General features: G+C 70.7%; 18 protein-coding genes. 8 read left to right on the plus strand and 10 right to left on the minus strand.

What is annotated here, in order from left to right:
* Positions 1-33 precede the first annotated feature (33 nt).
* From MK786_RS05195 to MK786_RS05205, 3 genes are all read right to left on the minus strand, one after another.
* Positions 34-1692, minus strand: a complete 1659-nt coding sequence (locus MK786_RS05195) for a DNA repair helicase XPB (protein WP_241111167.1) — start codon at positions 1690-1692, stop codon at positions 34-36.
* Positions 1693-1769: 77 nt separating this feature from the next.
* Positions 1770-3485 carry a helicase-associated domain-containing protein gene (locus MK786_RS05200; RefSeq protein WP_241111168.1) on the minus strand — a complete coding sequence of 572 codons (1716 nt, stop codon included), beginning with the start codon at positions 3483-3485 and terminating at the stop codon, positions 1770-1772.
* Complete coding sequence (locus MK786_RS05205; protein ID WP_241111169.1) at positions 3486-3752, minus strand: multidrug ABC transporter ATPase; 267 nt, start codon at positions 3750-3752, stop codon at positions 3486-3488. It lies immediately after the preceding gene.
* A gap of 135 nt (positions 3753-3887) precedes the next feature.
* Here MK786_RS05205 and MK786_RS05210 point away from each other — a divergent pair, with 135 nt between their 5' ends.
* Together MK786_RS05210 and MK786_RS05215 are read left to right on the plus strand one after the other, a co-directional pair.
* Entirely contained in the window at positions 3888-4271 is a 384-nt protein-coding gene (locus MK786_RS05210) for a cold-shock protein (protein ID WP_241111170.1), read from the plus strand.
* On the plus strand, positions 4255-5187 hold the full coding sequence (locus MK786_RS05215; RefSeq protein ID WP_241111171.1) for a DUF3027 domain-containing protein: 933 nt from the start codon (positions 4255-4257) through the stop codon (positions 5185-5187). The genes MK786_RS05210 and MK786_RS05215 overlap by 17 nt, the downstream gene beginning before the upstream one ends.
* 25 nt (positions 5188-5212) lie before the next feature.
* Here the strand turns inward: MK786_RS05215 and MK786_RS05220 are convergent, their stop codons facing one another.
* The 6 genes from MK786_RS05220 to MK786_RS05245 form a co-directional block, all read right to left on the minus strand.
* Positions 5213-7513 (minus strand): glycoside hydrolase family 3 N-terminal domain-containing protein, encoded by a 2301-nt coding sequence (locus tag MK786_RS05220; RefSeq protein WP_241111172.1) that lies wholly within the window; start codon positions 7511-7513, stop codon positions 5213-5215.
* The gene (locus tag MK786_RS05225) at positions 7510-8577 is read right to left on the minus strand and encodes an ABC transporter permease (protein WP_241111173.1); all 1068 of its coding nucleotides are present in this window, start codon (positions 8575-8577) and stop codon (positions 7510-7512) included. The genes MK786_RS05220 and MK786_RS05225 overlap by 4 nt, the downstream gene beginning before the upstream one ends.
* A gap of 2 nt (positions 8578-8579) precedes the next feature.
* Complete coding sequence (locus MK786_RS05230; RefSeq protein WP_241111174.1) at positions 8580-9659, minus strand: ABC transporter permease; 1080 nt, start codon at positions 9657-9659, stop codon at positions 8580-8582.
* Complete coding sequence (locus MK786_RS05235; RefSeq protein WP_241111175.1) at positions 9656-10465, minus strand: ABC transporter ATP-binding protein; 810 nt, start codon at positions 10463-10465, stop codon at positions 9656-9658. The genes MK786_RS05230 and MK786_RS05235 overlap by 4 nt, the downstream gene beginning before the upstream one ends.
* Complete coding sequence (locus tag MK786_RS05240; protein ID WP_241111176.1) at positions 10462-11286, minus strand: ABC transporter ATP-binding protein; 825 nt, start codon at positions 11284-11286, stop codon at positions 10462-10464. Before MK786_RS05240 ends, MK786_RS05235 begins: the two co-directional genes overlap by 4 nt.
* A gap of 183 nt (positions 11287-11469) precedes the next feature.
* Complete coding sequence (locus MK786_RS05245; protein ID WP_241111177.1) at positions 11470-13125, minus strand: ABC transporter substrate-binding protein; 1656 nt, start codon at positions 13123-13125, stop codon at positions 11470-11472.
* Positions 13126-13303: 178 nt separating this feature from the next.
* Here MK786_RS05245 and MK786_RS05250 point away from each other — a divergent pair, with 178 nt between their 5' ends.
* Positions 13304-13936: a TetR/AcrR family transcriptional regulator gene (locus MK786_RS05250; RefSeq protein ID WP_241111178.1), complete on the plus strand. Its 633-nt coding sequence runs from the start codon at positions 13304-13306 to the stop codon at positions 13934-13936.
* An 8-nt stretch (positions 13937-13944) separates the two neighbouring features.
* Here the strand turns inward: MK786_RS05250 and serC are convergent, their stop codons facing one another.
* Positions 13945-15057 (minus strand): phosphoserine transaminase, encoded by a 1113-nt coding sequence (gene serC, locus MK786_RS05255; protein WP_241111179.1) that lies wholly within the window; start codon positions 15055-15057, stop codon positions 13945-13947.
* Between the two features lie 137 nt (positions 15058-15194).
* Between serC and MK786_RS05260 the strand changes: the two genes are divergently transcribed.
* The 5 genes from MK786_RS05260 (at position 15195) to MK786_RS05280 (ending at position 20514) form a co-directional block, all read left to right on the plus strand.
* Positions 15195-15896, plus strand: coding sequence for a metal-dependent transcriptional regulator (locus MK786_RS05260; protein ID WP_241111180.1), 702 nt, complete (start codon positions 15195-15197; stop codon positions 15894-15896).
* Between the two features lie 293 nt (positions 15897-16189).
* Positions 16190-17086 carry a M23 family metallopeptidase gene (locus tag MK786_RS05265; protein ID WP_241111181.1) on the plus strand — a complete coding sequence of 299 codons (897 nt, stop codon included), beginning with the start codon at positions 16190-16192 and terminating at the stop codon, positions 17084-17086.
* A gap of 361 nt (positions 17087-17447) precedes the next feature.
* Positions 17448-17945, plus strand: a complete 498-nt coding sequence (locus MK786_RS05270) for an HNH endonuclease (protein WP_241111182.1) — start codon at positions 17448-17450, stop codon at positions 17943-17945.
* Positions 17946-18083: 138 nt separating this feature from the next.
* Positions 18084-18857, plus strand: a complete 774-nt coding sequence (locus MK786_RS05275; protein ID WP_241111183.1) for a hypothetical protein — start codon at positions 18084-18086, stop codon at positions 18855-18857.
* Position 18858: 1 nt separating this feature from the next.
* Entirely contained in the window at positions 18859-20514 is a 1656-nt protein-coding gene (locus tag MK786_RS05280; RefSeq protein ID WP_241111184.1) for a DNA polymerase Y family protein, read from the plus strand.
* The last annotated feature ends 59 nt before the right edge of the window (positions 20515-20573 follow it).

The raw sequence follows: 20573 nt of genomic DNA on the forward strand, positions 1-20573 counted from the left end.
TACGCTGAGGCCGCGGCATCCTGCGTGGGATCCTCAGGCCGCGATGCCGTCCGCGTCGAGGATCGTGTACGCGTAGCCCTGCTCGGCGAGGAACCGCTGCCGGTTCTGCGCGAAGTCCTGGTCGACGGTGTCGCGCGCGATGAGCGTGTAGAAGCTGGCGGTGTTGCCCGACTCCTTGGGTCGCAGCAGGCGTCCGAGGCGCTGAGCTTCCTCCTGGCGCGAGCCGAACGACCCCGACACCTGGATGGCGACGGATGCCTCGGGCAGATCGATCGAGAAGTTCGCCACCTTCGACACGACGAGCAGCGAGATCTCGCCGACGCGGAACGCCTGATAGAGCTGCTCGCGCTCGTCGACCGGGGTCGCTCCCGTGATCTTCGGCGCGCCGAGCGACTCGGCGAGCAGGTCGATCTGGTCGAGGTACTGCCCGATCACGAGGATGCGCTCGCCCGCGTGCCTCTCGACGAGCCGCCGCACGACGCCGATCTTGGCGGGCGCGGTCGCAGCGAGGCGGTAGCGCTCGTCGTCGGCGGCCGCGGCGTACTCGAGGCGGTCGCCGGCCGGGAGGTCGACGCGCACCTCGTAGCAGACCGCCGGGGAGATGAAGCCCTGGGCCTCGATCTCCTTCCACGGGGCGTCGAACCGCTTCGGCCCGATGAGACTGAAGACGTCGCCCTCGCGGCCGTCCTCGCGCACGAGGGTGGCCGTGAGCCCGAGTCGCCGACGCGCCTGCAGGTCGGCGGTGAGCTTGAACACCGGCGCCGGCAGCAGGTGCACCTCGTCGTAGACGATCAGCCCCCAGTCGAGGGCATCGAGCAGCGCGAGGTGGGCGTACTGTCCCTTCCGCTTCGCGGTGAGGATCTGGTACGTCGCGATCGTGACCGGCTTGATCTCCTTGGACTGCCCGGAGTACTCGCCGATCTCCTCGGGCGTCAGCGATGTGCGCTTGAGCAGCTCGTCGCGCCACTGGCGGGCGCTGACGGTGTTGGTCACGAGGATCAGCGTCGTCGTCTTGGTCGCGGCCATCGCACCGGCGCCGACGAGCGTCTTGCCGGCGCCACAGGGGAGGACGACGACGCCCGACCCGCCGTCGGTGAAGATGTCGACGGCATGGCGCTGGTAGGGGCGCAGGTTCCAGCCGTCTTCAGCGAGGTCGATCGGATGCGGCGTCCCCGGCGTGTACCCGGCCAGGTCTTCGGCCGGCCAGCCGATCTTCAGCAGCTCCTGCTTGATGTGCCCGCGCGCCCACGCGTCGATCACGAACGAGTCGGGGGACGGCCGGCCGATGAGCAGCGGCTGGATGCGCTTGTTCTTCGACACCTCGGCCAGGACCGCGGCATCCGTCGACCGGAGGATCAGCTCGCCGCCCGAGCCGTCTTCTGCGACCGGCGCGCGCTCGATGACGAGGCGGCCGTAGCGGCCGACCGTCTCGGCGATGTCGATCGACACCGACGGCGGCACCGGGAAGCGCGACCACCGCTCGAGGGTCGCGAGCATGTCGGCCGCGTCGTGACCGGCGGCGCGGGCGTTCCACAGTCCGAGCCGCGTGATGCGGTACGTGTGGATGTGCTCGGGAGCGCGTTCGAGCTCGGCGAAGATGGCGAGCTCGTGCCGCGCGCTCTCCGCATCCGGATGGGCGACTTCGAGCAGCACCGTGCGGTCGCTCTGGACGATGAGTGGGCCGTCAGCCATAACGAGCCAGTCTACCGGGGGCCGCGACGACACGGACCCGGGGGCACGACCGCGTGACGCTGAGCGCACAGTGCGGATCAGACCGGCCGCACGCTCACGATGCTCGAGACGGGCAGCGTTCGTTCGATGTCGGCGGCCCGGTCGCGTCCGCGCAGGCGGCCGCCGCCGAGTCCCGACGCCTCGAGCGTCAGCGTGCGCTCCGCACCGTCGGGCATCCGCACGACCACGACGATCTCGGAGCGCGCGCGTACGGCCTGCTCGAGCTCGCGGCCGAGCCAGCCCTCTTCGCCGTCGGTGCCGTGACCGCTGCGCAGCGCGGCGATCAGCCGCGCGTACGTCTCCACCGGCGTCGATGCGGCGGCCTCGCGGATGCCGGTGGCGCGGCGGTGCACGGGCTCGGGCGCGCCGTCCTCGTCGAGCGCGACCACGGGGTAGCGGGCATCGGCGAGCGACCAGTACACCGCGTCACGTGTCACGCGCGAGACGAGCGCGTCGCCCTCGGGCAGCAGGCCGAGCGGCCGCAGCGCCTGGTCGATGGCGATCGTCTCGCGCAGCGCGGCATCCGTGCTCTCGATGCGCGTGCGAGCCGACGCCTCGTCGGCGCGCACCCGCACGAGGCCGTGGCGGGCGGCGGTGCTCTCGATCAGATACTCGAGCGGCTGCGGGATGCCGGTGAGCGACAGCTCCGTCAGGAAGGCGCGGATCGACCCGGCCGTCTCGCCCTCGGTCATGCCGGCGCCGAGTGACTCCGCGGTGAAGCGGTAGGTCGAGGCCTGGGCACGCGACTCCCGCATGGCGATCCCGCGCAGTCGCAGATCGAGCGACGGCGCGAGGGGTCCCGGGGCGATCGCGGTCAGGTCGGCCTGCAGGTACACCCGGTCGATCTCCGCGGGCAGGTGCGCCACGAGTGCGGAGGCGTCGGCGTCCTCGCCGCGGCGCAGCGACGCCGTCCACTCGAACTCGGTGCCGTCCTTGCCGAGGAGTCCCCAGTTCTGGCCCACGCGGTGCAGGCGCGCCGCGCGCGCCGGCCAGTCCGGGTCGAGTGGGTACGCCGCGGTCCAGGTCTCGGGGGAGGAGAACCCGCCCTCGGGAGTGTGCACACCGCTGGGAAGCGACGCGCGGAACCCGTTCGCGATCGTGGTCCAGCGCGTTGCGGTCGTCGCCTCGAGCCAGCGCTCGCCCTGAGTCGTGACCTCCCACTGGCGTTCCTGCGCGACGGCGAGCCCGGCCATCGCGGCCGCCGAGAGGAGATCCTCGAGGTCGTCTGACTCGCGAAGCGCTCCGATGTCGAGCAGGCGCTTGCGCTCCGCGGCGCTCACCGAGCCGGCGCCCGTGCGGGCGAACGGAGCGTGCAGGCAGGCCAGCAGCACATCTGCCAGCGAGCCGGCCGTCGTGAACGCGCGCTCGGCGGCGGCCGCGGTGTGGCGCTCGTCTGCGGGGACCGGCGCCGGTGCGACCGGGGCCGCGGTGAACGCGGCGGGCTCCCGTGACCGGAGCTCGGCGACCCGCTCCGAGACCGACGCATAGGGAATGCCGGCGTCGTCCACGAGGGCGAGCTGCGCGAGCCGCGCGTCGGCCGCCGACGGAGCAGCGACGAGGCCGGTGAGGGCGGAGCGGGGGAGCCGCACGAGAGCGCGATCGACGGATGCGGCATCCAGCAGCGACTCGGCCGCGTCGAAGAAGTCGTGCCAGGCGGCCGACGGCGCCACGCCGCGCGCGGCGAGCGTCTCAGCGAGCGCAGCGTCGGGACGACCCGCCAACCAGGTCGCCAGCGCCCGCTCGTCGGAGACCACTCAGCCGCCTCGGTTCGCCCGAGCCCTCCGCACGAAGCTCATGATGAGGACCGCGAGGATCATGGCGAAGGCGATGATCGGAGCGATGTAGACCAGCAGGCCGACGGCGGGCCAGATGCCCGTGCCCATGTCGGCGCCTGATGACGAGGCGATCATGATCGCGAAGAAGCTCACGATCGAGAGCACGAGGAGGCCCAGCGACATGAACGCCAGAATGCGGTCGATCCGGCGGACGGGGATGTCCTCACCGGGCGTGTTCGTACTCATCCGCTTCAGCCTAGCGGCTGTGCCCGGCGACGCGGACGAGGCGACGGCGGTGCCGTAGGCTGGGGGGCAGGGATCTGCGCATCTCTATTCCGTCATGCCCGCCGTCCATCCGGCGCCGTACACAGCGAGGTTTCGATGCCCACCGGCAAGGTCAGGTTCTACGACGAGGAGAAGGGGTTCGGCTTCATCGCCTCCGATGACGGCCAGGACGTCTTCCTGCACGCCACCGCCCTCCCCGCGGGCACGCCGGCGCCCAAGGCCGGCACGCGCCTCGAGTTCGGCGTCGCCGACGGCAAGCGCGGGCTCCAGGCTCTGTCGGTGCGCGTGCTCGAGGCGCCGGTCAGTCTCGCGAAGCGCGCACGCAAGCCCGCCGACGACATGGCGATCATCATCGAAGACCTCGTCAAGCTGCTCGACGGCACCGCCGACGACCTGCGCCGGGGGCGTTACCCCAGTGGCGCGCAGGCCAAGAAGGTGGCGGCCGTGCTGCGCAAGGTGGCGGATGAACTCGACGCCTGAGTCCGACCCGACGCCCGACGTCGACGTGTCGCCGCTGGGCGACACGCCCTCGGACGCACCCGAGACCGACGGCAACCTCGCGACCGAGTCATCGCCCGAGGCGGATGCGGTGACGGATGCCGCGGCCGACGTCGCTGCCGAGCCCGAGGCTGACGAACCTGCGGCCGACGTGGCGGATACCGAGGCTGTGGCGCCGGAGCTCGTCATCCCGGATCCCGACCCGGCCCTCCTCGAGGCGCACGACCTGGCGCTCGCCGCCCTGCGAGAGGTCACGCCGGCCACGACCATCGGCGACGCCGCGGACTACCGCGTGGAGCCCGACGGCGTCGTCTCGCTGCGCTTCCACAACCGGCTCGCGGGATACCCCGGGTGGTTGTGGACGGTGAGCCTCGCACGCGTCGAAGACGCCGAGCCGACGGTGCTCGAGGTCGAGCTTCTTCCCAGTGACGGTGCGCTCCTCGCTCCGGACTGGGTGCCGTGGGCCGTGCGTCTCGCCGAGTACCAGGCGGCTCAGGTCGCGCTCGCCGAGGCGCCGCACGCGGCCGACGACGAGTTGGCCCAGGATGCGGCGGACGACGACGACCTCGACGACGTCGACGACCTCGATGCGGCCGACTTCGACGACGACGGCTCGCCGATCCTGCACGCAGGCGACCTCGACGGCGTCGACATCGACGAGCTCGACGAGAGCGCGGACGACGACGATTCGGACGACGACGACTCGGACGAGGACGACTCGGATGACGACGACTCGGATGACGACGACTCGGATGACGACGACTCGGATGACGACTCCGACTCCGACTCGGACGACGACTCCGACTCGGATGACGACTCCGACGAGGACGACGACGACGAGGACGACGAGCAGTCCGACGAGGGCGACTCCGACGAGGGCGACGACGCGAAGGAGTGACTCGCCGCGCCGCCGCCCCCGGGGATCAAGGGGTGAGCGCCGCTGCCGTCAGCAGCTCGACCGCGCTCACGGCGTCGCCGGACGACACCGTGAAGCTCGCGCTGAGGAGCGCCTCGTCGCGTGACGACGGGCCCACCAGCAGCTCGAACTCGCCGGCCTCGACGACCCGGTTGCCCTGGGCGTCGACGATCGTGCAGTCGGCGACCGCGATCGCGAGCTCGACCGTCGCCTGTGCGCCCTGCTCGACGTCGACGACGGTGAACCCCTTGAGTTCCTTGTCGGCCCAGCTGACCGACGTCACGCTGTCGCGTACGTAGGCCTGCACGACCTCGCGCGCGGGCCGCGACCCGGTGTTGCGCACCGTCACCGTCGCGTGCACCGTGTCGGCCGCGCCCAGCACGGGCTCCGTGATCCGCAGGTCGGAGTACTCGACGCGCGTGTACGACAGGCCGTCGCCGAACGCGTGCGCAGGAGCCTGCGTCAGGTCGGCGTACCGCGATCCGTGCTGTCCGCGCACCTGGTTGTAGTACGTCGGCTGCTGGCCGACGTGGCGGGCGAACGAGATCGGCAGGCGGCCGGAGGGCTCGATGAGACCCAGCAGCAGCTCGGCGATCGCCCGGCCACCCTGCATGCCCGGGTTCGCGGTCCACACCAGGGCCGCGGCATCCGTCACCGACTGCGGAAGCACGAGCGGCTTCGACGCGAGCAGCACCACGATCAGCGGCTTGCCGGTCGCCGCCAGCGCCTCGAGGAGCGCCTGCTGACCGCCGAGCAGCTCGAGGGTCGCCGTGGACCGCCCTTCGCCCACGAGCTCGACCCGGTCGCCCACGACGGCGACCACGTAGTCGGCGTCCTGCGCCGCGGCGACGGCTTCGGCGATGAGGGCGGCGTCGGGGGCGACGGGCACCACGATCTGCGGGCGCGGCTGACCGTCGGGGAAGAAGGCGCCTTCCGGGTCCTCCTCGAGGGTCAGGATGTCGGCGCCCTGCGCGTGCGCGACGTCCCACGTCGACGGCGCGTGCGCTCGCAGCCCTTCGAGCACCGTCGTGATGAGCTCGCGCGGCTGACCGTCGGGCAGCCAGTCGACCTGGCCAGATGATCCGGCCCAGTCGCCGAGCTGCGTCTGCGCGTCGTCGGCGAGCGGCCCGACCACCGCGATGCGGCGGGGTGTGCCATCGTCGCCCAGCGGGAGCGTGCCGTCGTTCTGCAGCAGCACGAGCGAGCGCCTCGCGGTCTCGAGGTTGAGGGCGACGTGCTCGGGGCGGCCGATCACGGTCTCGATGCGCCCGGCGTCGGGAAGCCGCGGGTTCTCGAACAGGCCGAACTCGAACTTCAGGCGCAGGATGCGCGACACCGCGCGGTCGAGATCGCTCTCGGCCATCAGGCCGCGCTCGATCGCCAGCAGCGCACCGTGGAAGAAGCCCGGTGTGGTCATGACCATGTCGTTGCCGGCCTTGACCGCGGCGGCGGCGGCGTGCGCGTAGTCGGGCTGCACCTTCTGCTCCCACACCATGCGTCCGACGTTGTCCCAGTCGGTGATGAGGGTGCCGGTGTAGCCCCACTCGCCGCGCAGCACGTCGTTGAGCAGCCAGTCGTTGATCGTGATCGGCACGCCGTCGGTCGTCTGATAGCCGAGCATGAAGGTGCGGCATCCCTCCTTCGCCACTCTCTCGAACGGCGGGAGGAACCACGAGCGCAGCTTGCGGCGCGAGATGTCGGCCTCGCTCGCGTCGCGGCCGCCCTGGGTCTCCGAGTAGCCGGCGAAGTGCTTGGCCGTCGCGAGGATAGCGTCGGGGTCGCCGAGCCCGCCGCCCTGGTAGCCGCGCACCATCGCCGAGGCGAGTTCGCCGATCAGGTACGGGTCCTCGCCGAACGTCTCGTCGATGCGGCCCCAGCGGAGGTCGCGCGCGATGCACAGCACGGGAGAGAAGGTCCAGTGGATGCCGGTGGCCGCCACCTCCGCGGCGGTGGCGCGCGCGACCTGCTCGACGAGCGCGGCATCCCACGTCGCCGCCATGCCCAGCTGCGTCGGGAAGACGGTGCCGCCCTCCCAGAACGCGTGGCCGTGGATGCAGTCCTCGCCGACGAGCAGCGGGATCTGCAGGCGCGTGTGGAGCGTCAGGTCCCGCGCGCGCAGCACCCGGGCGGGCGAGGCGTGCAGGATCGAGCCGGCGTGCATCCGCAGGATCTGGTCGTCGAGGTCCTCGCGGGCGTCGAGCTGCAGCATCTGCCCGACCTTCTCCTCGAGGGTCATGCGGCCCAGCAGGTCGCCGATCCGCTCCTCGACCGGGAGCTCGGGGTCGAGGTAGGGGGCGTCGTAGGTCACGGATTCTCCTGTCGGGATGTCTCGGGCGCGGTGCGGACGGCCGTGACGGTGTCGTTGACGTTCATGCCCTTCTTCTTGAGGGCGCGGGCGCGCTCGCCGGCCGACCGCAGACGCGGGTTGACGTACTCGTCGATGCCGAAGTTGATGAGCGAGAGAGCGACGCCGATGGCGGCGATGCACAGGCCGGGAGGCAGGAACCACCACCACTGGCCCTGGCGGAACGCGCCCTGAGCGCTCGCCCAGTTGAGGATCGTGCCCCAGTTGTAGGTCGTCACCGGGATGATGCCGATGTACGACAGTGTGGTGAGGCCGATGATCGCGGCGGTCACCGTGCCCACGAAGCTCGCGGCGATGAGCGCCATGAGGTTCGGCAGCATCTCGACGGTGATGATGCGGCGCAGCGGCTCGCCGTTGGCGCGGGCGGCCTGCACGAAGTCGCGGCTGCGCAGCGACATCGTCTGCGCGCGCAGCACGCGGGCGCCCCACGCCCAGCCGATGAGACCGAGGACGGTGGCGATCAGGATCAGGGGCGGGTCCTCGACAATGGTCGCGACGATGATGATGAGCGGGATGCCGGGGATGACGAGGAACACGTTGGTCAGCGCCGACAGGCCCTCGCTGCGCCACCCCCGCAGGTAGCCCGACATCACGCCGATCACGATCGCGATGACGGTGGCGATGATCGCGGCGAGGAAGCCGACGACGATGACGCCGCGCGTGCCGTGGATGACCTGGCTCAGCACGTCCTCGCCGATATGGGTCGTGCCCAGCCAGTGCGCGGCCGACGGCGGCTGGAAGCGCGCGGTGTTGTCGACCTTGGTTGGCGAGTAGGGCGCGAGCACGTCGGCGAAGATCGCGACGAGCACGAAGAACCCGAGGATCGCCAGGCCCGTGACCGACTTCCGGTTGCGGAACATCGCGAAGGCCGATCCCAGCTTCGACCAGAAGGGCGGCTTCCTGCGCGGGGTGGCGCCGTTGCCGGGGGAGGGAGTGCGCACGGTGGCGGTCGCGGGCGTGTGCGCCGGACGCCGTGCGGGGCTCTCGTCGACGATGGTCGTGTCCATGCTCAGGCCTCCGTCTGGCGTGTGCGCGGGTCGAGGAATGCGTAGGCGACGTCGGCCAGGAGGTTGGCCAGCAGCACCGAGATCGTCAGCACGAGGAACACTCCCTGCATGAGGGCGTAGTCCTTGGCGTTGGTGGCGTCGAGCAGCAGCTTCCCGACGCCGGGGTAGCTGAACACCACCTCCATCACGATGGTGCCGCCGACGATGAACCCGAGCGCGAGCGCGAAGCTCTGGATCTGCGGCAGCACCGCATTGCGCGCGGCGTAGCGCCAGAGCACCCGGTCGTTCGGCATGCCCTTTGCCTGCGCGACCATGACGTAGTCCTCGTCGAGGACCGTCAGCATCATGTTGCGCATGCCGAGCATCCAGCCGCCGAGCGAGGCGATGATGATCGTCGCGGCCGGGAGGAAACCGTGGTGCACCACGTCGCCGATGAACTCCCACGACCACTCCGGCGTGACGCCGACGCCGTAGGCCTTGCCGATCGGGAACCAGCCGAGCGTCACCGAGAACACCGAGATCGCGACGAGCCCGAGCCAGAAGTAGGGGATCGTGCTCAGGAACGTCGTGATCGGGATGAGCGAGTCGAGCCGGCTGCCGCGGCGCCAGCCGACGATCGCGCCGCCGATGGTGCCGATCGCGAAGGCGATGAGGGTGGCGAAGCCGACGAGGCCGACGGTCCAGATGAGCGACTGCCCGACCACCTCGGTCACCGGGCGCATGCCGTGCAGCAGCGAGATGCCGAGGTCGCCGCGCAGCAGCAGGCCCCAGTAGTCCACGTACTGCTGCCAGAGCGACGTGTCGGTGTCGAGACCGAGCAGGGAGCGCAGCGCCTCGGCGGCTTCGGGCGAGACGTTCCGGTTGCGGGCGAGATACGCGTCCACCGCGTCGCCCTTCATCAGGCGGGGCAGGAAGAAGTTGATCGTGATCGCCGCCCACAGCGTGAACAGATAGAACAGCGCGCGATTGCCGAGGAACCGCCACGGGATGCGCGCGCGAGCCTTCACCGCGCCGGTCGCCGTGGTGCCGGCTTCGATCGCGTCGAAGCCGGGCGTCGGGAGCTGGGGAGCGACGGCGCTCACTTCTGACCTCCGAGGATGCCGGCTGCGTGCGCGAAGTAGGAGTCGGGATCGGGGGATGCCGCGCGCAGCTCTTGGGTGTACGGGTTCTGGGGGCGCAGGATCACGTCGTCGGCGGGGCCGCGCTCGACGACCCGGCCCTGGTTGAGCACGAGGATCTCGTCGCTGAAGTGCCGCGCGGTGGCGAGGTCGTGCGTGATGTAGAGCACGCCCAGGCCCTCCTCACGCTGCAGGTCGGCCAGCAGGTTGAGCACACCGAGCCGGATCGACACGTCGAGCATCGAGACGGGCTCGTCGGCGACGAGCAGCCGGGGGCGGGATGCCAGCGCCCGGGCGATCGCGACGCGCTGGCGCTGACCGCCCGAGAGCTCGTGGGGCCGGCGGTCGATGACTGCGTCGGCGTCGAGGCGCACGCGGCCGAGCAGCCGCCGCACCTCGTCGTCGAGCTGGTCGCCGGGCACGACGTCGTCGAGCTGGAGCGGTCGCTGGATCGCGTAGCGGATCGAGTGGTACGGGTTGAGCGACGCGAACGGGTCCTGGAACACCATGCGCAGCTGCTGCCGGTAGGCGCGCAGGCCCTTGCCACGGCGGGGGATCGGCTGCCCGTCGAGCCGCACTTCGCCGCTCGTGGGCGTCTCGAGCTGCGTGAGGATCTTCGCGATCGTGGATTTGCCGCTGCCGGACTGGCCGACGAGGCCGATGGTCTGGCCCGAGCTCAGCGTGAAGCTCACGTCGTCGAGGGCCTTCATCTGACCGGCGCCGCGCACCGAGTACACCTTCGTGACGGAATCGAACTCGAGGACGGTCATCGCAGGACCACCCCCCTCTCTCCGGTGAGGCGCGGGAACGAGGCGAGCAGCGTGCGCGTGTACTCGTCCTGCGGGTCGGTCCAGATGCGCTCGGCGGCGTCGAGCTCGATGATCTCGCCGTCGCGCATGATCGCGATGCGGTCGCTGATCTCGAGGAGCAGCGGAAGGTCGTGGGTGATGAAGATCACCGAGAACCCGAACTCGTGGCGCAGATGCGAGATCTGCCGCAGGATCTCGCGCTGGACGAGCACGTCGAGGGCGGTCGTCGGCTCGTCCATCACCATGAGCTGCGGGCGCAGCGCGAGCGCCATGGCGATCATCACGCGCTGGCGCATGCCGCCCGACAGCTCGTGCGGGTACGAGCGATAGCGCTGCGCGCCGACCTTGACGATCTCGAGCAGCTCGACGACGGCGGCGCGGCGCTCGCCGCGCGAGAGGTCGGGGCGGTGGACCTCGAAGACGTCCTCCAGCTGCGCGCCGACGGTGGCGACGGGGTTCAGCGAGTTCATCGCCCCCTGGAAGACCATCGAGACCTTGTCCCACCGGAAGCGGCGCATCTGCTCGGGCTCGAGGCCGTTGATGTCGACGTCTTCGCCGGACGCGTCGTGGAAGATGACGGAGCCGCTCGTGATGACGGCCGGCGGCTTGAGCAGCCGCTGGATGCCGTAGGCGAGCGTGGTCTTGCCGCATCCGCTCTCGCCGGCGAGTCCGAGGATCTCACCGCGCTCGAGTTCGAGGGTGACGTTCTTGACCGCGCGCACGGGGGGATCGACGTCGTAGACGACCGAGAAGTCGTCGACGGAGAGCAGCGAATCTCTCATGGGGCTGGTTCGCTTTCGTGAAGGCGGGCGGGGAAGGGCGGGACGGATGCCGCAGCAGCAGTGCTGATTCAGGGCGGGACGGATGCCGCAGCAGCAGTGCCCTTTCAGGGCGGGACGGATGCCGCAGCAGCAGTGCTGATTCAGGGCGGGACGGATGCCGCAGCATCCGTCCCGCCCAGGGGATCAGCCGGCGGGCTGCAGCTTCGTCAGGATCTGCACGATCGCGGGCTGCGTCGGGTCGGCCGAGGCGTACTGGTCGTCCTCCGACGGCCAGCCGACGTAGTTGCGCGTGTTGAACTCGCCCAGGAGCGGGTGCGCGCCGAGCGGGATGGCCGGCACGTTCTCGACGAACGCCGTCTGCATCACCGCGAGAGCGGCCTCACGGTCGGCGTCCGACGCGGCGTTCGCGTACGTGTTGAGCGCCTCGGTGACCGCCGGGTCGTCGAAGCGGCCGAAGTTGAAGGCCGCCTTGCCGTCGACGATCCACTTCGGGTCCATGGTCGACGTGTAGAGGCCGTAGGCGTTGCCGGTGTCCTCGAGCCAGTGGATGATCGCCTGGAAGGTGCCCTCCTGGCGCGCAGCATCCCATCCGCCCCAATCGGGCTGGTCGACCTTGACCTCGATGCCGAGGCCCTCCTTGAGCTCCTCGGCGATCAGCGCCTGCTCGGTGTTCCAGTCGCTCCAGCCCGCGGGGACCGAGATCGAGAAGGTGACCGCTTCGCCGTCCGGGTCGATGAGCGTCTCGCCGTCCCACGTGTAGCCGGCGTCGGTGAGGATCTCGCGCGCCTTGTCGACGTCGACCGAGTAGTTCTGGCCCTGGTATTCGGGGATGACCTCGTCCTCGAGCAGTGCGCCCAGACCGGTGACGCTCCAGACCGCCTCGCTCGCGCCCTCACGGGCGATGTCGACGTACGCCTGGCGGTCGATCGTCCACGCGAGCGCCTGACGCAGCGCCGGGTCGTTGAACGGCTTCGTCTGCAGGTTCATGAACAGCGTGCCCGCACCCGCGGTGGGGGATACCAGGAACTTGTTGTCGGGGTCGGCCGACAGGTAGCTGTCCTGGATCTGGGGGATGAAGGCCTGTGCCCAGTCGGCCTCGCCCGTCGCCAGTGCAGTGGTGAGCGCCGCGTTGTCGCCGTACGAAACGTAGTGCAGCTCGGGCACGGCCAGTTCGCCGCCCCAGTAGTCCGGGTTCGCGGCGAGGGTGACCGACTCGGTCGTCCACGAGTCGAGCACGTACGGGCCGGTGCCCACCGCCTGGCCCTCGCCGGTGACGGGGTCGGTGTTGGGGTCTTCGATGTCCTTCCAGATGTGCTCGGGCACGATCTGGAAGTGCAGGACGCGGCCCTGCTGGGTGAACTTCGAGCTGTTGAAGTCGATGGTGACGGTGTTGCCGTCCACGCTCACGCTCTTGAGGTCGAGGGCGTTGGTGTCGTTGAGCCTGCCCTCGAGCACCTGGTTGAAGGAGAACGCGATGTCGTCGGCGGTGAACTCCTCGCCGTCGCTCCAGGACACGCCTTCGCGGGCCACCGCGGTGAGCTGCGTGTAGTCCTCGTTCCACTCGACCGATTCGGCGAGCCAGGGCGTCGTGCCGAGGTCGCCGGTCGGGTTGACGAGCGCGAGCGACTCGAAGATGACTTTGCCGTAGCCGTACTTCGCGGCGGACGAATCGCCCAGATACGGGTTGTTCGACTCAGTGGTGATGGCGCCGTCGGGCTTGGCGATCGTGAGCGCCGCACCGGGTTCGTTGTCGCCGGAGTCCGTGCTGCCGGCCGCGCAGCCGGTCAGCACGAGCGCTGCTGCCATGCCGACGGCGACGAGGGAGGACTTAAGCCTCATTGCTTCTCCTTCGTGAGATGACGTCGGCGTACTCACGGAGGAGACCGCGACGTCGCGGGGGTGATTGCGCGACTAACTTACAATCAAGTAAGTAACTATTGCAACCGTGTCTGCCGCCGAGCATCCGCGACTCGTGCGTAGACTCTTGATCCGCCGGAATGACGAGGGGCGGAAGCCAGTGACCGAGCAGCGCAGACAGCCGCGTTCGCGACCCGAGACCCTTGCGCGCCGACGCGACATCCTCGACGCCGCGACGGAGATCTTCGGGGCGAAGGGCTTCACCGGCGGCACTCTTCAGGAGATCGCCGACCAGGTGGGCATGACCCACGCCGGCATCCTCCATCACTTCGGCTCGAAGGATGCCCTGCTGCTCCAGGTGCTGCAGCACCGTGACGAGACGGACGTCGCCGACCTCGAGGAGCAGCACATCCCCGACGGGATGGACCTGTTCCGCCACCTCGTGCGCACCGCGTTCGCGAACGCCGAGCGACCCGGGATCGTGCAGGCCTACGCCGTGCTGTCGGCCGAGTCCGTCACCGACGATCACCCGGGTCGCGAGTTCTTCCAGAAGCGGTACGCGACCCTGCGGAGCGAAGTCGCGGCGGCGTTCGCGCGGGTGTGCGCCGAGCGCGGCATCCGCGAACCCGAGACCGTCGCCTATGCGTCGACGGCGATCCTCGCCGTCATGGACGGCCTCCAGGTGCAGTGGCTGCTCGACCCGACCGCGCTCGACCTGGGCCGCGCGTCCGAGTTCGCTATCGAGGCGATCGTGGCCTCGGTGCTCGCCCCCGCGCCGTCACCGCTCGCCTGACGCAGCCCTCAGAGGTGCTCGATCGTGTAGTCGATCGCCTTGATGAGCTGACGCACGTCGTCGGGGTCGATCGACACGAACGTCGCGACGCGCAGCTGGTTGCGGCCGAGCTTGCGGTAGGGCTCGGTGTCGACGATGCCGTTGGCGCGCAGGCTCTTCGCGATGGCCGCGGCGTCGATGCTGTCGTCGAAGTCGATCGTCGCGACGACGGGGGAGCGGTCGGCGGGGTCGGTCACGAACGGAGTGGCTGCCGCGGATGCCTCGGCCCACGCATACAGCGCGTTCGACGACTCCCGCGTGCGGGCGTCGGCCCACTGCAGGCCGCCGCTGTCGCGGATCCAGTCGAGCTGCTGGTCGAGCAGGAACAGCGTCGCGAGCGCCGGGGTGTTGAGTGTCTGGTTGAGGCGCGAGTTGTCCAGGGCGTTCTTGAGACTCAGGAACTCGGGGATGTAGCGGCCCGACGCGGCGATGCGCTCGATGCGCTCGATCGCTGCCGGTGAGACGAGCGCGAACCACAGCCCGCCGTCCGATCCGAGGTTCTTCTGCGGGGCGAAATAGTACACGTCGGCCTGGGAGGCGGAGAAGTCGATGCCGCCCGCGGCGCTGGTGGCGTCGATCACCGTGAGCGCCCCGTCGTCGCCCGTCACGCGCTCGACCGGCGCCGAGACGCCGGTGGAGGTCTCGTTGTGGGGCCACGCGTACACGTCGACGCCCTCGACCGCCTCGGCGGTGGTGCGGGTGCCGGCGGCGACCTCGCGCACGTCCGGGGTCTCCAGCCACGGCGCCTTCGCGGCCTTCGCGAACTTGCCGCCGAACTCGCCGAACACGAGGTTCTGGCTGCGCTTCTCGATGAGACCGAAGGCCGCGGCATCCCAGAATGCCGTCGAACCGCCGTTGCCCAGGATCACCTCGTAGCCCGCGGGGAGCCGGAACAGCTCGGCGAGGCCGGCGCGCACCTGACCCACGAGGTGCTTCACGGGAGCCTGGCGGTGCGACGTGCCCATCAGGGCGCCGCCCGGGCCGGCGAGGGCCGCGAGGTGGGCCGGGTGGATCTTCGACGGACCGCAGCCGAAGCGTCCGTCGGCGGGCAGGATCTCACGGGGGAGCACGACGTGGGCCATGGGTCGATTCTAGGTCGGCGGCCCTCCCGGCCGTGGCCGCATGACAGGCCGTGACGGCTCCCGTCGGGCGCCCCGGTGTCCGGCCGCCAAGATAGGGTGGCCTTACCCGTCTTCTCCGACTCGAGGACCCTCGCGACATGACAGATCTCATCGACACCACCGAGATGTACCTGCGCACGATCCTCGAACTCGAGGAGGAGAACATCGTTCCTCTGCGCGCCCGCATCTCCGAGCGCCTCGGCCACTCCGGGCCTACGGTGTCGCAGACGGTCGGTCGCATGGAGCGCGACGGCCTCGTCGTGGTCTCCGAAGACCGCAGCCTCGAGCTCACCGACGCCGGCCGTCAGAAGGCCGTCGACGTCATGCGCAAGCACCGCCTCGCCGAGCGCCTCCTCTCCGACGTCATCGGCCTCGACTGGGCCTACGTCCACGAAGAGGCGTGCCGGTGGGAGCACGTCATGAGCGAGCAGGTCGAGCGTCGCCTCGTCGAGCTGCTGGGTCACCCCACCGAGTCGCCCTACGGCAACCCGATCCCCGGCCTCGACCAGCTCGGCGACGTGCCCGCGACCGGGTTCGAGCAGGGCGTGGTGGGTCTTGTGCGCCGCCTCAACGACGCGGGCGAGCCCATCTCGGGCACGGTCCGGCGCCTCGCCGAGCCCGCCCAGGTCGACCCCGAGCTGCTCCAGCAGCTGAAGGCCGCCGGCGTGCTCCCGGGCGCCACCGGCGACTACCAGTACAGCGAGGGCTACGTGCTCGTGCAGATGCACGGCAGCGACGAGGGGCTCGAGCTTCCGGTCGAGGTCGCGTCGCACATCTTCCTCGTCGACGACCGCCGCTGAGCTCCCCGGGAATCCCGCGGCGAGATTCCCCGTGATTCCGCGGGAAGACGGAAAGCGGATGCCGCATCCCGGCGATTGCTGACGGGCCGGTCAGCGAACTGCCAGGCGCTGAGCGTGACAGATTCGTTACCTTCGGGTAGCCTCGAACGGTCCACTAGGCGAGAAGCCCGCCGACGGATCCCGCGTAGATTGCCTCTCTGGCTCGTCGTCCACGCGGTGTAGCCCGCATATCGTGCCCCGACACCGAATGCCGACGAGCCAGCGCCACCGGCGCGGAGGCGCCGGAGGACAGTTTGGCTGAACAGAACGATTCGCTCGCGAACGAGCCCGAGAACGACGCGACGAGTCTGACCCGTCGCACGCGCGTGCGCCGCCCGGTCGGCCGTCGCCCTCAGGCCGTCGCGAAGGTCGCCCCGACCGCTGCAGTGGCCCGACCCGCCTCGGCCCCCAAGGGCCCGAACCGCGTGGTCAAGCCGCTGAAGAGCCTGGTGATCCTGAGCATGGTCGGTGGGCTCATCGCCACCGTCGCGCTCCCGGCCTTCGGCGCCGCCCTTCCCGTGGAAGAGGCCAAGACGATCCAGCAGCTCGCGATCGACGACGCCCAGTCGCTCGTCATCGCGTCGGATGCGGCATCCACTCAGATCACCCGCGACAGCTACTCGGCCACCACCGCCGAGGAGATCGCCAAGAAGAAGGCCGAAGAGGCCGCCGCAGAGCGCGCCCGCCAGGCCGCCAAGGTCGCGGCGTCGCAGGCCCGCGTCCAGGTCGACCTCAGCATGGTCGCCGCCGGATCGGGCGCCGTCCGCTGGCCGCTCGCGAACTACACCCTCGGCCAGGGCTTCGGCACCCGTGGCGGCGCGCACATGGGCGTCGACATGCTCGCTCCCGCAGGCACTCCGATCTTCGCCGCCGCCGCCGGTGTCGTGAAGGTCTCGCAGGAGAGCTACGGCGGCTACGGCGTCGCGGTCACGATCGACCACGTCATCAACGGGCAGCGCGTCGGCACGCTCTACGGGCACATGATCTACGGCAGCCGCCAGGTCGTCCCCGGTCAGACCGTCCAGGCCGGGCAGGTCATCGGCCTCGTCGGCAGCACAGGCCGCTCGACTGCGAACCACCTGCACTTCGAGACGTACATCAACGGCTCGAACGTCGACCCGTACGCCTGGCTGCAGCAGAACGCCGGCTGACCGGCTCGCACACGACTCACCGATCCCCCCGGCGCCACGGCGCCGGGGGGATCGTCCGTTCGCCGACACGCCATGCGGCGTTCACCCCGCGGCTCGACCCTCGTCCTCCGTGCGTGCGTTAGCCTGAAACCCGACGCTGAGAGAAGCGGAGGGAGCCGATGGGCATCACACCACGCATTCGAACCACGGATGCGCTCGGACGCCTCGTCCTTCGGCATTGCACGAGCGGATGCCACGGCCAGACCGTGGCGCCATGGCGCTGTCTATAAGACAGCGCCTTTTTTCATGCCCCTGCGCCCCTCGATCGTCACCGGAAAGTCGAATACCGAGAAGCCGTCCCGGCCATTCGAGAGGATGATCAATGCGCACTCTGGTGCTGAACGCGGGCTATGAGCCGCTCGCCGTGGTGTCGTTCAAACGGGCCCTCGTGCTCGTGATGAATGAGAAGGCCACGGTCATCGAGCACACCGATGGGGATCCGGTGTGGGGAACCCGACGAGCGTACGACCGTCCGGCGGTGATCATCCTGACGAGATATGTCCGGGTGCCCGGCGGGCGGCGGGTGCCGGTGACGCGGCGAGGAGTGCTGCGTCGCGACTCGCACCGGTGCGCCTACTGCGGAGCGGCGGCATCGACGATCGACCACGTGCTGCCGCGGTCGCGCGGGGGAGGGGACTCCTGGGAGAACCTCGTCGCGTGCTGCCTGCGCTGCAACAACCTCAAAGGCGATCGCACGCCGCAGGAGATGCACTGGGAGCTGCGCTTCACGCCCCACCCGCCGCGGGGCGGGCAGTGGACGGTGCGCGGCACGGAGCGCTCCGATCCGCGGTGGGAGCCGTATCTCGCGCTCGCTGCCTGAGCGCATCCGGGCGGCGCGGTGAGCCGCCCTGCCGGCTGCGCGCAGTGCTGTCGGTGAGTGGTTGGCGGATGTCGGCGGTTAGAGTTATCTTCGATTCCTGCGATTGAGAAACTAGAACATCTGTTCTAGTCTGTGGGAATGAGGGCGACCGTGCAACTCACGGCGGTGCACGCGCAAGAGCAGGCCCGAACCGGGCCGCAGAGCGAGGTGGCACGACTCCGCGCTCAGCTCGAGCGGGTGCAGGGGCGCAAGCTCGACGCCCCGGTGCTGCCGGTCCATTCCGCTCTCGCCTCGCTGCTTCCCGGCGGGGGCCTGCGGCCCGGCTCGGCGTATTCGCTCCCCCGCTCCACGTCGCTGCTGCTGGCGCTGCTGTCGCAGCCGTCGCAATCGGGATCGTGGTGTGCGGCGGTGGGCATACCGCGGCTCGGTGCCGAAGCCGCCGAGGGGCTCGGGGTCGATCTCTCGCGCCTCGTGCTCATCCCCGATCCCGGCGCCCGGTGGCTCACCGTCACGGCGACCATCGCCGAGGTCCTTCCCGTCGTCGCGGTGCGTCCCGCCGGCCGCGCCGCCGACGGCGAGATCGCGCGTCTGGCCGCCCGCCTGCGCGATCGTGGTGCCGTGCTGCTCGTGCAGGGGCCATGGCCGCAGGCCGAGGCCGTGCTCGAGATCGCCGACCCGGCATGGACGGGGCTGGGTCGCGGCCACGGCTACCTCGCCACGCGAGAGCTGACCGTCACGTCGTCGAGCAGGCGGTGGCCGCGATCGCGTCGGGCGAGGGTGATGCTTCCGGATGCCTCGGGCCAGGTGTCCGTCGCACCCGAGACGATGCGCGGCGTCGAGCCGCTGCGGTCGGGCGACGAGTTGCGGTCCGATGAGCGGTTCGTCCCCTTCGAAGCGAGGGCGGTGGGCTGACATGGCGGTGTCGTCTCCCGTGCGCAGCCTCGTGCTGTGGTTTCCCGACTGGCCCGTCACCGCGCTGACGCGCGACGGCGGCGGCCGTGGCGGCGGCGTGCCGCTCGATCCCCGCCGCGCTGTCGCGGTCATCGAGCGCAACCTCGTCGTGGCCTGCTCGGCGTCGGCGCGCGCCGAAGGGGTGCGCCGAGGGCAGCGCCGGCGCGACGCGCAGGCACGGTGCCCGGGCCTCACGGTCGTGCCGGCCGATCCAGCACGCGATCATCGGGCCTTCGCGCCCCTCGTGGCTCGAATCGAAGAGCGCGCTCCGGGTGTGCAGCTGGTGCGTCCCGGGCTGTGCGCGCTGCGTGCGCGCGGACCGTCGCGCTACTACGGCGGCGAGATCGAGGCGGCGCGCGTGCTGGTCGACGGGATGCACGGGCTCGGGCTCGGTGACGTCCGTGCGGGCATCGCCGATGGTCCGTTCACGGCCGAGCAGGCGGCACAGGCGGGGGCGAGCGCGGCCGAGCCGATCTTCTCCGTGCCGGCGGGCGGTGCCGCCGGGTTCCTGGCGCCTTTGCCGGTGGCCGTGCTCGACGCCTCCTCGCTCGGGGCCGGTCCGCCGGCGTCGTCGGCAGCGGCGTCGGCCGACCTGGTCGGGCTGCTGGCTCGCCTCGGAGTGCAGACGCTCGGTGAGTTCGCGGCGATGCATCCCGATCGCGTGCGCGAGCGGTTCGGTGAGCGCGGCATCCGTCTTCACGCTCTGTCGGGCGGCCTCGATTCGCGCCCCGTCGAACCCCGCACCCCGCCGCCCGAGTTCCACCGTGAGATCGCGTTCGAGCCGCCGCTCGAGATCGCCGACCAGGTCGCGTTCGGCATGCGCGTCACCGCCGACGACTTCATCGCCGGCCTCGGTGCGGTCGACCTCGTCTGCACCGAGCTGCGGGTCGAGCTCGTCGGCGATCGGGGCGAGCGCAGCGAGCGGGTCTGGCTGCATCCGGGTTCGTTCGACGCCGCGGCGGTGGTCGACCGCGTGCGGTGGCAGTTGGCCGAAGACGTCGGCAAGCCCGGCGAAGGCGGAGCTGAGGGCGGTCTGCTGCGCAGCGGCGTCGCTCTGGTGCGCATCTCGCCCGAGGCGGTGGATGCGGCATCCCATCACGCCCCCGCGATCTTCGGCGGCGGGCCCGAGGAGCGCGTGCACCATGCCCTGTCGCGCGTGCAGGCGATGCTCGGGCACCGGGGTGTGCTCACGCCCGAGATCGGCGGCGGCCGATGGCTGGTCGAGCGGCAGGTGCTCGTGCCCTGGGGCGACCGGCATGCCACGGGCAAAGACGGCCTCGCGGCGCAGCGCGCGCGACCGTGGCCGGGCAGCCTTCCCGACCCGCTGCCGACGACGGTGTTCGCCGAGCCAGTGCCGGTCGACGTGCGGGCGCTCGGCGGCGAGACGATCGACGTCGACGAGCGGGGCGTCGTGTCGGCCGTGCCGGCGGTGCTGGTCGAGAGCGGACGCCGCCGGGTGATCGAGGCGTGGGCGGGGCCGTGGCCGGTGGTCGAGCGCACGTGGGATCCGATGCGCGCCCGGCGGGCGCACCGGTTCCAGGTGGTCGACGCCGACGGCGCGGCCTGGCTGCTGGTGTGCGAGGGCGACGTCTGGACGGCGGAGGCCTCCTATGACTGAGCCCCGGCCGCTGAGCGGGCGCCGGTCGTCGCAACGCCCTTCCCCGATGACGGCCGGGG

The organism is Microbacterium sp. CFH 31415 (assembly GCF_022538185.1).
Classification (GTDB): Bacteria; Actinomycetota; Actinomycetes; order Actinomycetales; family Microbacteriaceae; genus Microbacterium.